The 12,236-nt window shown below is 71.3% G+C and carries 11 protein-coding genes and 1 CRISPR repeat array; of the genes, 9 read left to right on the top strand and 2 right to left on the bottom strand.

The window, feature by feature from the left end:
- Positions 1-323: 323 nt before the first annotated feature.
- The 5 genes from ACFXG1_RS24275 (at position 324) to ACFXG1_RS24255 (ending at position 3,987) form a co-directional block, all read left to right on the top strand.
- Positions 324-1,541 carry a helix-turn-helix domain-containing protein gene (locus ACFXG1_RS24275; RefSeq protein ID WP_384744513.1) on the top strand — a complete coding sequence of 406 codons (1,218 nt, stop codon included), beginning with the start codon at positions 324-326 and terminating at the stop codon, positions 1,539-1,541.
- 271 nt (positions 1,542-1,812) lie between these two features.
- Complete coding sequence (locus ACFXG1_RS24270; RefSeq protein WP_384717996.1) at positions 1,813-2,172, top strand: hypothetical protein; 360 nt, start codon at positions 1,813-1,815, stop codon at positions 2,170-2,172.
- On the top strand, positions 2,169-2,816 hold the full coding sequence (locus ACFXG1_RS24265; protein ID WP_384717994.1) for a hypothetical protein: 648 nt from the start codon (positions 2,169-2,171) through the stop codon (positions 2,814-2,816). Before ACFXG1_RS24270 ends, ACFXG1_RS24265 begins: the two co-directional genes overlap by 4 nt.
- Complete coding sequence (locus ACFXG1_RS24260; protein WP_384717992.1) at positions 2,813-3,631, top strand: SAM-dependent methyltransferase; 819 nt, start codon at positions 2,813-2,815, stop codon at positions 3,629-3,631. The genes ACFXG1_RS24265 and ACFXG1_RS24260 overlap by 4 nt, the downstream gene beginning before the upstream one ends.
- Before the next feature lie 11 nt (positions 3,632-3,642).
- On the top strand, positions 3,643-3,987 hold the full coding sequence (locus ACFXG1_RS24255; RefSeq protein WP_384717990.1) for a hypothetical protein: 345 nt from the start codon (positions 3,643-3,645) through the stop codon (positions 3,985-3,987).
- 200 nt (positions 3,988-4,187) lie between these two features.
- Positions 4,188-4,764: direct repeats of the CRISPR family, unit length 27 nt; unit sequence GCTCCCCGCGCATGCGGGGATGGTCCC.
- A gap of 38 nt (positions 4,765-4,802) precedes the next feature.
- On the opposite strand, the gene ACFXG1_RS24250 is transcribed toward ACFXG1_RS24255, so the two are convergent.
- Both ACFXG1_RS24250 and ACFXG1_RS24245 read right to left on the bottom strand, forming a co-directional pair.
- Complete coding sequence (locus tag ACFXG1_RS24250; protein WP_384720314.1) at positions 4,803-5,588, bottom strand: phosphatase; 786 nt, start codon at positions 5,586-5,588, stop codon at positions 4,803-4,805.
- A gap of 84 nt (positions 5,589-5,672) precedes the next feature.
- Positions 5,673-6,269 carry a TetR/AcrR family transcriptional regulator gene (locus ACFXG1_RS24245; protein WP_384720311.1) on the bottom strand — a complete coding sequence of 199 codons (597 nt, stop codon included), beginning with the start codon at positions 6,267-6,269 and terminating at the stop codon, positions 5,673-5,675.
- 111 nt (positions 6,270-6,380) lie between these two features.
- Here ACFXG1_RS24245 and ACFXG1_RS24240 point away from each other — a divergent pair, with 111 nt between their 5' ends.
- From ACFXG1_RS24240 to ACFXG1_RS24225, 4 genes are read left to right on the top strand one after another with little or no spacing between them, the layout of a single operon-like run.
- Complete coding sequence (locus ACFXG1_RS24240) at positions 6,381-8,033, top strand: carboxyl transferase domain-containing protein (protein ID WP_384720308.1); 1,653 nt, start codon at positions 6,381-6,383, stop codon at positions 8,031-8,033.
- 14 nt (positions 8,034-8,047) lie between these two features.
- Positions 8,048-10,030, top strand: coding sequence for a biotin carboxylase N-terminal domain-containing protein (locus tag ACFXG1_RS24235; RefSeq protein WP_384744510.1), 1,983 nt, complete (start codon positions 8,048-8,050; stop codon positions 10,028-10,030).
- Complete coding sequence (locus tag ACFXG1_RS24230; RefSeq protein ID WP_384713480.1) at positions 10,027-10,980, top strand: hydroxymethylglutaryl-CoA lyase; 954 nt, start codon at positions 10,027-10,029, stop codon at positions 10,978-10,980. The genes ACFXG1_RS24235 and ACFXG1_RS24230 overlap by 4 nt, the downstream gene beginning before the upstream one ends.
- Positions 10,981-10,987: 7 nt before the next feature.
- Positions 10,988-12,148, top strand: coding sequence for an acyl-CoA dehydrogenase family protein (locus tag ACFXG1_RS24225; protein WP_384713477.1), 1,161 nt, complete (start codon positions 10,988-10,990; stop codon positions 12,146-12,148).
- Positions 12,149-12,236 lie beyond the last annotated feature (88 nt).

Below are 12,236 nucleotides of genomic sequence, written 5' to 3'. Positions count from 1 at the left end.
GTGGGAAACAGTGCTCCCCGCGCATGCGGGGATGGCCCCCGGCCCGCCAGTCCGGTGCGCCGCAGATACTCGTGCTCCCCGCGCGTGCGGGGATGGTCCCCCGGGGATGTGAAGGCATGGCCCATCTGGGAGTTCTCCGCGCGTTCGGGCATGGTCCCACCGGCATGATGATCCGGGCCGGTCCGTGCAATTGCCCGACGCGGCGCAGTGGAACCTGCCACTGCAGGAGCGGGCCGTGCTCGTTTCCGCAGAATGATGCTCGTACCCGCATGACAGTACGGGGAGTAGCGTTCTGAGTGCCAAAGCCCAGAACGGAGTTCAGTGTGTCTGACACCGGAGATGAGCACATCGGGGCACGTATCGCGTCCCTACGCAAATTGAGCGGCTACACACAGCGTGAGTTCGCCGACGCCGCCTATCTGTCCCTGGGAGCCGTCCGCAAGATCGAACGAGGCGAGCGGCTGCCGACGAACGGGTTTCTGATCTCCGCCGCCCGCGCGCTGCGCAGTACGGTCGAGGAGTTGTCAGGCCAGCCCTACCGGTCCGAGAACGCGGCAGACCAGAAAGTGCACGGCCCGATCCAGGGGATCCGTACCGCCGTACGCCGGTACGACCTTCCGACGGATGCCTACCGCCGTCCCCGGCCGTTGCCCGAGCTGAAGGCCGACGTCCGGATGGCCGCCGAGTACCGCAAGAGTGCCAAGTACTCGCGTCTCGGTGTACTGCTCCCCGGCCTGCTGGAGGAGCTAACGGCCACATTTCACCTGGGGGAGGACGAGCGAAAGCGCAAGGCTGTGGCCGGCTTGCTGGCCTCCTGCTACTACATGGCCCACGGCCTGGCCTTCCGCCTCGGATATGCCGACCTGACAGGCCAGTTGGAAGATCGGATGCGGTGGGCCGCCGCCCGTGCCGACGACCCGCTGATGTGCGCCCTGGCCGAATGGACCCACTCCTACTCATTCCATGCCTTCGGTGATTACGACGGCGCCCTGCGCGTCCTACGGGCCGCGCGCGAAGTACTGGAGTCCGACGACGCGGTGCGGGGCGCGGCCCGTATCACCCTGCTGGGAAGCATTCGCCTCCGGGAATCGTCCATCGCCTCGTTCGCCCAGGACTCCGACCTCACGGCCGATCACATCAGGGAAGCCTCCGTACTCGCCGACCGAATTCCGGACGGCCGCGACCAGCTGCACTACCACATGACATTCGGCCCGGCGAACGTGGCGGTCCACGACGTGGCGGCGCACGTGGAGCTGAAGCAGCCGGGTAAGGCGGTCAAGCGGGCGGCCGATGTCCGATTCCCGGCGGATATGGCGCGTACCCGACAGGGGCACCACTATGTAGCGGTTGCCCGCGCGCACTTGGATCTCGACCGGCGCGAGGATGCCCTGGGGTACCTGAAGCAAGCCCGGGCAATTGCGCCGGAGCAGACACGGTTCCACCCCATCGCGCGGGAGACCGCCCGCATGCTCACCACGAAGTACCGCCGTACGACCGAGGATCTGCGTACCTTCACGAACTGGCTGGGAATCCAGCCGTAGTCAAGCTTCCGGAAGGCCGGAGGTACCCCACCTTGGGGTACTTCCGGCCTTTGCATGTCGGCATCCTGGCGGGCACGCAGAAGACCTGCTGCCGAGTTCACCGAACGGGTCGAGAGGCATTGGTCGCCAAGGCGCTCCCTTCGCCTCCGCCCCGGGCAACTGACTCACCGTCCGACGTAGCGGGACATCCATAAAGACGCCCCGGAGGGGCCGCCGCAAACGGCCCACCGGGGCTCGACGGAGCAGCTTTCCGAAGGAGCTGATCAGCCGTATGCGTGACTCTATCGCCCATACGTTCGCCCGGGCCTTGGTCCTACCGTTTTCGCGCCAACGCCCCGGGCGGCACACCGCCGCGTACTTCTCGGCGCTGCCCGACGTCTTCGCACCGCCGCCCGAGAGTCCTTGGTCACGGCCGTGGACGGGGCCGGAGAGGGAACAGGCCCGGGAGTTCTTCCGGACCCAGTCGACGGTGCTCGACTGCCTGCTCGCGGAACAGCCGCCCGCCACCACAACGGAGGTCTGTCTGGTCTGTTCGCGGGAGACGGCCGCACCGGTCGAGGTCCGGCCCGGACTCACCACCTGCCCGACGCACATTCTCGACGCCTACGACGCCCGGACGGTGGCCCGATGAGCGGGGCCGGACTGCCGTCATTCCGGGGGCGCGTCGTCCCCTGGATCACGCCCTGGTCCGACGCGCCGAACCTGCGCGAACCTGTCGTGCTCGCACCAGGCGGCCGGGGCATCGCCTACGCCGACGAGGGCGTCCACGACCGGACCGACGACAGGGTGCTGATCGCACGCGGCCGAGGCCGAAGGGGTCCCGCGCCCGGGAGCCGACCGCTGTACGAGGAGGTCGACGGCCGCCGCCAGCGCCGGTCGGCGCGGCAACTGCTGTGCCAGGTCTGCGGGCGGCGACCACTCCCGCATCCCAACGGGTCGCTTTGGCTCTTTCCGGGGACGGAAGAGGTGGCGGACGGGTCACTCACGGAGATCGTGCCCCTCTGCCCCGACCCCTGCGCGGCCCTCGCCGTCCGGCAGTGTCCGTCTCTCGCCCGGGGATACCGGGCGGTACGGGTCCGCTACCCGCAGATCTGGGGCTACCACGGCCTGCTGTACGGGCCCGATCCCGGCAACCCGGGCGGGGCGCCGGTGGCGACAACGGCCGGTGCGCGGCTGCCGTACGACGATCCCCGCCTGTCGTGGCTGCTCATGGACCGGACCGTCACCCGGCTCATCGGCTGCACCCCCGCGCACGACCTGGGGGACGCGTCGTGACCGTGCTCCCCACCCCCTCCGCGTTCCGGTCGGCGAGCAGTGCGCGGTTCCAGCACGCCGCCCTCGGTGACGCCTCCGAGGCACTCGACGCCTACGAGGCGGACGAGGAACTCGTACGCATCCTCCACGCTCTGGGCTACCCGGCCCGTGAGGTCGCCCGCGCCACCCGCGCCTTCCGACTACGAGCCGTCACCCACACCGCACAACACCTCGGCATCGCCCAGGTCCTGGAGATCGGCCCCGGGCTCCCTCCCCGTTCCACACCCGCCAGCCACCACCTGGTGCAGCGCCACCACCATCGCCGGGCCAGAACCCTGTACGTCGACCACGACCCACTTGTCGTCACCCACCTCAGCACCGCCCACGAATCCGAAGAGACAGGCGGCACCGTCCGCACGATCCTGGGCGACCTCCGCAACCCCCACCACATCCTCACCGAGGCAGCCACCCACCTCGACCTCAACCAGCCCGTCGCCCTCGTCGCCACCGCAGTCCTCGACACCCTCTACGACCACGAACACCCCCACGCCCACCTACGCCACCTCCTCGACGCCCTCCCACCCGGCAGCGCACTCATCGCCACCCACCTCACCCACGAACACAACCAGGAAGCCGTCCACCGAGCCACCCGCACCCTCCAGATCGCCGGACTCCCCACCCAACCCCGCACCTTCGAAGACATCGCCGCCTTCTACACCAACCTCACCCCCACAGGCCCCGGCCTCGTCCCAGCCAGCCAATGGCACCCCACCCACACCGACAACCACACCCCAACCAACGACCACACCTACGCAGCCATCGGCCTCCACACCTGAAAACCCCACCCATGCAAACCACCCACATCACCGGCACCCTCACCATCACCCCGCCCATACCTCCGCAGTCAACCCGAGGCACCCTCTACCACCCCGACACCCCGGAGGAACCGCCGTACGGCTGCGACCTGCTCCTCCGCCTCGACACCACAGGCCACGCCACACACCTCGCGCCCCGACGCCACGACACCTACGCCCTCACCCACCAAATCCAGCACGCCATCAACACCTTCCCCAACCACACCTTCACCGGCCACCTCCACTGCCACGGCCCAAACCCGGGCGACCAATGGCACATCACCATCACCAACAACCACGCAACAGAAACACGCCACACACCACCGGAAACCGCCTGAACCACCCCCCACCAAAGCCACTTCACACACCGGTCACGCCCCGTATCGTCAACACCAGACACCAACACACGGGGCGGGAAGCCATGGGGCACAACAAGACTCAGCCGTTCACCACTTCACCCCATTCACCACATTCGCCGGAGTCGGCGCTAGTAATGGAAAACGGCGCCTCCGGCTGAGAAACCCGCAGGTGGGAAACTGCGCTCCCCGCGCATGCGGGGATGGTCCCGTCGCGCCCCGGCGGGCGTACCGGTCAGGCGAGCGCTCCCCGCGCATGCGGGGATGGTCCCGAAGTCAGGCTCATCGGCCAGGGCGCGGGCAAGCGCTCCCCGCGCATGCGGGGATGGTCCCGGAACCGGGTGGGCGGGTCAGGCGGCTGGGTTGTGCTCCCCGCGCATGCGGGGATGGTCCCGCCTCCTCGTCCTCGGCGCGGGCGGATCGGTGGTGCTCCCCGCGCATGCGGGGATGGTCCCACCGCCGACGTCCCGAACGAAGGAACACCGTGGTGCTCCCCGCGCATGCGGGGATGGTCCCTGGCCACCGTCGTACTCGACGGCGCGAGCGAGCGTGCTCCCCGCGCGTGCGGGGATGGTCCCATCTGACGGCGGGCTTCCTCGGTACGAAAGCGGTGCTCCCCGCGTGCGGGGATGGTCCCCGGTACGAGGGGTGGCAGGACCGGTCAAAACTGTGCTCCCCGCGCATGCGGGGATGGTCCCCAGCTCGCGCCCGCGCCCGCCGAGTGCAGGGTGTGCTCCCCGCGCCTGCGGGGACGACCCCACCCCACCCCGGCGTGAGGCGCCCCCACACCAGCGGCGTCAGCTCGGAAGAAGTCCCGCCGCCCCCAGCAAGTAAGCCGTCATCGGCTCGTAGAACCTCGGGTCCAGGACGTGGTCGTCCAGCGGGACCGTGACCTGGACCGTCCCCTCCGCCTCCGCGATGAAGAGCGCCGGGTCGTTGGAGTCCGCGTAGCCGACCGTGTCGAAGCCGCGTTGCCCGGCGCAGCCCGCCCAGCCGTGGTCGGCGACGACCAGCTCCGGCAGCGGGCTGCCGTCGCGGGCGAGGCCGTCGAGGATCGCGGCCATCGGGGCCGGGGAGTGGGTGTGCCACAGGGTCGCGCCGTGTTCGAGGACGGCCACCCCGCCGACCTGGTAGACCATGCCCTCGTCGGTCATCAGCCCGCCCGGGATGGAGACGATCTCGCAGCCCGCGGCCCGCAGGGCGTCCGCGGTCGAGCGGTGGACGTCGAGGAGCCCGCCGGGGTGACCGGTCGCGAAGAGGACCCGCTCATGCCCGGCGGCGGCCTTGCGGAGCCGTGCCGCCATCCGGTCGAGGCCGTCCACGGTCAGCTCGGGGTCGATGGTGTCCTGGCCCACCCGGTGGCCGGGGTCGTCGTTGACCCCGCACCGCTCGGCCATCACGGCGAGGACGTCCTGCTCGTCCGTCCAGCGGTCGCCCAGTTCAAGACCCAGCCAGTAGTGCCGGTCGCCGTTGGCGAGCTTGCGGTAGTGGGAGAGGTTGTTGTCGCGCGGGGTGGCGACGTCGCCCGCGATCCGGGTACGGACGAGGTGCTCGACGAGTGCGGCACGGCTGGGTATCGGCATGTCCCCATTGTGCCGTCACGACCGGGACCGGGCCCGGTGGTCGCGGCGGGATCCACGCCACACCCACGACGGGTGTGAACAGCCCTACGGCGTGAGGGCCGCGAACGCGCCGTGCGCGAGCCGGCGCAGCAACGTTTCCGTCCGGGTGCGCGACTGCGGCGGCCCGCCGGGGCGCGACCCCAGGTGCGGGGTGGAGTTCAGCAGCCCGAAGACGGCGTGCACGGCGGCCCGCGCCTCGGCCTCCGGGACGTCCGGGTGGAGTTCGCGTACCACCGTCACCCACAGCTCCGCGTACTGCCGCTGGAGCTGGCGCACCAGCTTGCGGTCGCTCTCGCGCAGCCGGTCCAGCTCCCGGTCGTGCAGGGTGATCAGCGGCCGGTCGTCCAGCGCGAAGTCGATATGGCCGTCGATGAGGGACGCCAGCAGCGCCCGGGGGTCGCCGGCGGCCTCGGTCACCCGGATCCGGCCCCCGGCCAGCAGCCTCTCGCTGATGCCGACGAGCAGCTCGGCGAGCATCGCGTCCTTGCCCGGGAAGTGGCGGTAGAGGCCCGGCCCGCTGATGCCGACGGCCGCCCCTATCTCGTCCACGCCGACGCCGTGGAATCCGCGCTCCGCGAAGAGCCGCGCTGCCTCTTTGAGGATCTGCTCGCGGCGGGTGGGCGCGTCCGTCCTGGTGCTCATGGAAAGTAATTCTAGACAATCGGGTTAGCGATCGTTAACCTGAAGGAGGAGTGTTAACGGTCATTAACTGAACCGTCCACCGTCGTCGTCCGGGCAAGGGGGCTCGATTCGATGCAGCAGGCACCCCTGCCACCACGGCAGGCACCCGTGCTGACCGGTACGGCCGATCCGGGGTCCGCCGCCTGGCGGGCCAATGAGGCGGCCCACCGGGAGCTGGCCGACACGCTGCGCTCCGCGCTCGCGGCGGCCCGGCTCGGCGGCGGCGAGCGGGCCAGGGCCAGGCACACCGCCCGGGGCAAGCTGCTGCCGCGCGACCGGGTCGACACGCTGCTCGACCCCGGCTCGCCCTTCCTGGAGCTGGCCCCCCTCGCGGCCCACGGGATGTACGAAGGGCAGGCCCCGGCCGCCGGGGTCGTCGCGGGGATCGGCCGGGTCGCCGGGCGGGAGACGGTGATCGTCGCCAATGACGCGACCGTCAAGGGCGGGACGTACTACCCGATGACGGTCAAGAAGCATCTGCGCGCCCAGGAGGTCGCGCTGGAGAACCGGCTGCCGTGCGTCTATCTCGTGGACTCGGGCGGCGCGTTCCTGCCGATGCAGGACGAGGTCTTCCCCGACCGGGAGCACTTCGGCCGGATCTTCTACAACCAGGCGCGGATGTCCGGCGCGGGCATCCCGCAGATCGCCGCCGTCCTGGGTTCCTGCACGGCGGGCGGGGCGTACGTCCCCGCGATGAGCGACGAGGCCGTGATCGTCCGGAACCAGGGCACGATCTTCCTGGGCGGCCCGCCGCTGGTGAAGGCCGCGACCGGCGAGGTCGTCACCGCCGAGGAGCTGGGCGGCGGCGAGACGCACTCCCGGATCTCCGGTGTCACCGACCATCTCGCCGAGGACGACGCGCACGCCCTGCGGATCGTCCGGACGATCATGGGGACGCTGCCGCGGCGCGGCCCGCTCCCGTGGTCCGTCGGGCCCGCCGACGAGCCGGTGGCCGACCCCGCCGGGCTGTACGGGGCGGTGCCCGTCGACCCCCGGACCCCGTACGACGTCCGGGAGGTCATCGCCCGCATCACGGACGGCTCCCGGTTCGCCGAGTTCAAGTCCGAGTTCGGGCAGACCCTGGTCACCGGCTTCGCCCGGATCCACGGCCATCCGGTCGGCATCGTGGCGAACAACGGCATCCTGTTCGCCGAGTCCGCCCAGAAGGGGGCGCACTTCATCGAGCTGTGCGACCAGCGGGGCATCCCGCTCCTCTTCCTCCAGAACATCTCCGGCTTCATGGTCGGCAAGGACTACGAGCACGGCGGGATCGCCAAGCACGGCGCCAAGATGGTCACCGCCGTGGCGTGTACGAGGGTGCCCAAGCTGACGGTCGTCGTCGGCGGGTCGTACGGCGCGGGGAACTACTCCATGTGCGGCCGGGCCTACTCCCCCCGGTTCCTGTGGATGTGGCCCAACGCCAAGATCTCCGTCATGGGCGGCGAGCAGGCCGCGTCCGTCCTGGCGACCGTCCGGCGCGACCAGCTGGAGGGGCGCGGCGAGGCGTGGCCCGCGGCCGACGAGGAGGCGTTCAAGGCCCCGATCCGCGAGCGGTACGAGGAGCAGGGCAGCGCCTACTACGCCACGGCCCGGCTCTGGGACGACGGGATCATCGACCCGCTGGAGACCCGCCAGGTGCTGGGCCTCGCCCTGACCGCCTGCGCCAACGCGCCACTGCCCGCGAAGGACCCGTCGGCGCCCGGCTTCGGCGTCTTCCGGATGTGAGGGGCACCGTGACCATGTTCGACACCGTTCTCGTGGCCAACCGGGGCGAGATCGCCGTCCGGGTGATCCGTACGCTGCGCGCCCTGGGGATCCGCTCGGTCGCCGTCTTCAGCGACGCCGACGCCGGTGCCCGGCATGTACGGGAGGCGGACACGGCGGTCCGGATCGGCCCCGCGCCCGCCGCCGAGAGCTATCTCTCCGTGCCCCGGCTGCTGGCGGCGGCGGAGCGCACGGGCGCCGGCGCGGTCCACCCCGGCTACGGCTTCCTCGCCGAGAACGCGGGCTTCGCGAGCGCCTGCGCGGACGCCGGTCTGGTCTTCGTCGGCCCGCCCGCGCCGGCGATCGCCCTGATGGGCGACAAGATCCGGGCCAAGGAGACGGTCCGCGCCGCCGGGGTGCCGGTGGTCCCAGGATCCTCGGGATCCGGGCTCAGCGACGACGAACTCGCGGCGGCGGCCCGGGAGATCGGGATGCCGGTCCTCTTCAAGCCGTCGGCGGGCGGCGGCGGCAAAGGGATGCGGCTGACCCGGCTGGAGTCGGCGCTGCGGGACGAGATCGCGGCGGCCCGGCGCGAGGCCAGGGCCTCTTTCGGGGACGACACCCTGCTGGTGGAGCGGTGGATCGACCGACCGCGCCATATCGAGATCCAGATCCTGGCCGACGCCCACGGCCGCGTCCTCCACCTCGGCGAGCGCGAGTGCTCCCTCCAGCGCCGCCATCAGAAGGTCGTCGAGGAGGCGCCCTCCGTCCTGCTGGACGAGGAGACCCGGGCCGCCATGGGCGAGGCCGCGGTACGCGCGGCCCGCTCCTGCGGGTACACCGGCGCGGGCACGGTCGAGTTCATCGTCCCCGGCAACGACCCCTCGCGTTACTTCTTCATGGAGATGAACACCCGCCTCCAGGTCGAGCACCCCGTCACCGAGCTGGTCACCGGGCTCGACCTGGTGGAGTGGCAGCTGCGGATCGCGGCGGGCGAACCCCTGCCGTACGAGCAGCGGGACATCCGGCTCACCGGGCACGCGGTCGAGGCCCGGATCTGCGCCGAGGACCCGGGGCGCGGCTTCCTCCCCTCCGGCGGTACGGTCCTCGCCCTGCGCGAGCCGGACGGCCGCACCCACGAAGGGGTGCGCACCGACTCCGGGCTGAGCCGGGGCACCGAGGTGTCGAGTCTGTACGATCCGATGCTCTCCAAGGTCGTCGCGTACGGGCCCGACCGCGCGACGGCCCTGCGGCGGCTGCGGGCCGCCCTCGCCGAGACGGTCACCCTGGGCGTCCCCACCAACGCCGGCTTCCTGCGGCGGCTGCTGGCACATCCCGCGGTCGTCGCGGGCGAGCTGGACACCGGTCTGGTGGAGCGGGAGGCCGAGGGGCTGATCCCGGACACCGTGCCCGCCGAGGTGTACGCGGCGGCGGCGGCCGTCCGGGCGGCGGCGCTCGTACCCGTACCGGACGCGTCCGGGTGGACCGACCCCTTCGGCCGGCCGGCCGGCTGGCGGCTCGGCGGCACCCCGGCACCGCTCGTGTTCCCCCTGCGGGTAGCGGGACTTGAACCCGTCGCTCAGGAGGCGCCCGCGCACGCGGAGGTCACCGGGGACCGGGTCGCCGTCACCCTCGACGGGGTCGTCCACACCTTCCACCGGGCGGCCGACTGGCTGGGCCGGGACGGCGACTCCTGGCACGTACGGGATCACGACCCGGTCGCCGCGTCCCTCTCGTCCGCCGCGCATACGGGCGCCGACACCCTCGCGGCGCCCATGCCCGGCACGGTGACGGTGGTGAAGGTGGCCGTCGGGGACGAGGTCACGGCGGGTCAGAGCCTGCTGGTCGTGGAGGCGATGAAGATGGAGCATGTGATCTCGGCGCCGCACGCCGGGACGGTCACCGAGCTGGATGTGGTGCCCGGGACCACGGTGGCGATGGACCAGCTGCTGGCCGTGATCGCCCCGCACGAGCCCGCACCCGAACCGTCTGCTGAAACGAACGGCGGCGGACGATGAGCGCCGCCGGACCGCCCGCCGGACTGCCGATGGAGTTCCCGGTCCGTGGGCTGCCCGCCCGGGTGAGGATCCACGAGGTCGGGCCCCGGGACGGCCTCCAGAACGAGAAGACCGTCGTCCCGACGGCGGTGAAGGCCGAGTTCGTGCACCGGCTCGCGGCGGCCGGGCTGACCACGATCGAGGCGACCAGCTTCGTCCACCCGAAGTGGGTGCCGCAGCTCGCCGACGCCGAGGAGCTGTATCCCCTGCTCGGCGATCCGGCCGGGGTGTCCCTGCCCGTCCTCGTCCCCAACGAGCGGGGGCTCGACCGGGCGATCGCGCTCGGCGCCCGGAGCGTCGCCGTCTTCGGGTCGGCGACCGAGACCTTCGCCCGGCGGAATCTGAACCGGACCGTCGACGAGTCGCTCGCCATGTTCGCGCCGGTCGTGGCGCGGGCGAAGGCCGACGGGATCCGGGTCCGCGGCTATCTCTCGATGTGCTTCGGGGACCCCTGGGAGGGCCGGGTCCCCGTCGACCGGGTGGTCCGGGTCGCCTCGGCGCTGCGCGATCTGGGCTGCGACGAGCTGTCGCTCGGCGACACCATCGGGGTGGCCACCCCGGGCCATGTCCGGGAGCTGCTCGCCCGGCTCGGCGACGCGGGCGTCCCGGTCTCCGCGCTCGCCGTCCACTTCCACGACACCTACGGCCAGGCGCTGGCCAACACCCTCGCAGCCCTGGAGCGGGGGGTGACCACCGTCGACGCCTCGGCGGGCGGCCTCGGCGGCTGCCCCTACGCCAAGAGCGCGACCGGCAATCTCGCCACCGAGGACCTCGTGTGGATGCTCCGCGGTCTCGGGATCGAGACCGGGGTCGATCTCGGCCTGCTCACCGCCACCAGCGTGTGGATGGCCGAACGGCTGGGCCGCCCCAGCCCCTCCCGTACCGTCCGTGCCCTCTCCCACCAGGAGTGACCAGACCATGTCTCTCGACCACCGGCTCACCCCCGAGCACGAGGAACTCCGCCGCACGGTCGAGGAGTTCGCCCACGAGGTGATCGCGCCGAAGATCGGCGACCTGTACGAGCGGCACGAGTTCCCGTACGAGATCGTCCGCGAGATGGGCCGGATGGGTCTGTTCGGGCTGCCGTTCCCCGAGGAGTACGGCGGGATGGGCGGCGACTACCTCGCCCTCGGCATCGTCCTGGAGGAGCTGGCCCGGGTCGACTCCTCGGTGGCGATCACCCTGGAGGCGGCGGTCTCCCTCGGCGCGATGCCGGTCTACCGCTTCGGTACGGAGGAGCAGCGCCGCGAATGGCTGCCCCGGCTCTGCTCGGGCGAGTCGCTCGGCGCCTTCGGCCTCACCGAGCCGGAGGGCGGCTCCGACGCGGGCGGCACCCGCACCACGGCGGTCCGCGACGGCGACTCCTGGGTGATCAACGGCTCCAAGTGCTTCATCACCAACGCCGGTACGGATATCACGGCGCTGGTCACCGTCACCGCGGTCACCGGCAGGACCGATGACGGCAGGCCACTGATCTCCTCGATCGTCGTCCCCTCCGGGACACCCGGTTTCACGGTCGCCCCCGCCTACTCCAAAGTGGGCTGGAACGCCTCGGACACCCGTGAGCTGTCCTTCGACGAAGTCCGGGTGCCGCTGGCGAATCTGCTGGGCGACGAGGGCCGGGGGTACGCCCAGTTCCTCCGCATCCTCGACGAGGGCCGGATCGCGATCTCGGCGCTGGCGACCGGACTGGCCCAGGGCTGTGTCGACGAGTCGGTGAAGTACGCCAAGGAGCGGCATGCCTTCGGGCGGCCCATCGGCGCCAACCAGGCCATCCAGTTCAAGATCGCGGATATGGAGATGCGGGCGCATATGGCCCGGGTCGGCTGGCGGGACGCGGCGTCCCGGCTGGTGACGGGCGAGCCGTTCAAGAAGGAGGCCGCCCTGGCGAAGCTCTACTCCTCGACGGTCGCGGTCGACAACGCCCGGGAGGCCACCCAGATCCACGGCGGCTACGGCTTTATGAACGAGTACCCGGTGGCCCGGATGTGGCGCGATTCCAAGATCCTGGAGATCGGCGAAGGGACGAGCGAGGTGCAGCGCATGCTGATCGCCCGCGAGCTGGGCTTCACGGGCTGACCGCACCGTTCGCGGGTGCGGGCAGGCCAAGGTGTTCAGGGGCGCTGAGGGTCCCTGAAGCCCCGGGCCGACCGGTCACCTTCGCACA

The sequence above is a fragment of the Streptomyces sp. NPDC059248 genome (assembly GCF_042753905.1).
Lineage (GTDB): Bacteria > Actinomycetota > Actinomycetes > Streptomycetales > Streptomycetaceae > Streptomyces.
The sequence above is the reverse complement of the archived record's forward strand: the minus strand, read 5'-3'. Positions and strand labels throughout refer to the sequence as shown.